This is a genomic window from Litchfieldella rifensis, assembly GCF_042646605.1.
Taxonomy (GTDB): domain Bacteria; phylum Pseudomonadota; class Gammaproteobacteria; order Pseudomonadales; family Halomonadaceae; genus Litchfieldella; species Litchfieldella rifensis.
This window is the reverse complement of the sequence record NZ_JBHRUG010000034.1, coordinates 1-934: the sequence shown is the minus strand read 5'-3', so window position 1 is coordinate 934 and position 934 is coordinate 1. Positions and strand designations below refer to the sequence as shown.

Here is a 934-nt window from a genome sequence, read left to right as displayed (position 1 = left end):
CAAGGTAGCCGTAGGGGAACCTGCGGCTGGATCACCTCCTTAATCGACGCCTTATCCCTTGCCGGCAAGTGCCCACAATGAATTACCTGATCGACCAGAGCAAAAGACTGTTTGGGTATAGACCCAGCGTGACCAATGGGTCTGTAGCTCAGTTGGTTAGAGCGCACCCCTGATAAGGGTGAGGTCGGCAGTTCGAGTCTGCCCAGACCCACCAAATTTGCGTGATACGTCGTTGCTTCACTACTCGCATAGCAGGCTATGCGTCGCATTGAAGCGCCTAGTCCCACACAAATTACATTTTATCCAGTATCGCGTTGCTTCGTGACTCATGTAGCTCGCTACATGTCGCGCCAAAGCGCCTTGTCCTGGATGAAATTCCCCATGTCGCGTATGGGACATCAGAGGGGGCCTTAGCTCAGCTGGGAGAGCGCCTGCCTTGCACGCAGGAGGTCACCGGTTCGATCCCGGTAGGCTCCACCATGCTCAAGCTTGAAGCCGGAAGCTTGAAGCGGTAAGTAAAACCCAATCAACACAGTCTGGCGTCAGCGCTAAGCTATAGGCTTTGATAGCACCTCAAGGTGTTCACTTAAAGCTTACAGCTTAGGGCTTACCGCTCTAAATGCTCTTTAACAATGTGAATCATGCTGACAAATGAAAGAGATACGTCTCAAGCGTATCCGGCAATTGTCGTGACGTCATCGCGGACCAGACCCTTTCGGGTTATATGGTCAAGCGATGAAGCGCATACGGTGGATGCCTTGGCAGCCAGAGGCGATGAAGGACGTGGAAGCCTGCGATAAGGCTCGGTGAGGTGGCAAACAACCTGTGATCCGGGCATTTCCGAATGGGGAAACCCACCGATCATCCGATCGGTATCGTATCCTGAATCCATAGGGATACGAGGCGAACCGGGAGAACTGAAACATCTCAGTAC

2 tRNA genes and 1 rRNA gene are annotated in these 934 nt (G+C 52.9%); all 3 read left to right on the top strand.

Annotated elements, in window-relative coordinates:
- The first annotated feature begins 137 nt into the window (after positions 1–137).
- Positions 138–214 (top strand) — tRNA-Ile (locus tag ACFOEV_RS18290).
- A 190-nt stretch (positions 215–404) separates the two neighbouring features.
- Positions 405–480, top strand: a tRNA-Ala gene (locus tag ACFOEV_RS18285).
- Between the two features lie 246 nt (positions 481–726).
- A 23S ribosomal RNA gene (locus tag ACFOEV_RS18280) occupies positions 727–934 on the top strand; the annotation flags it as partial.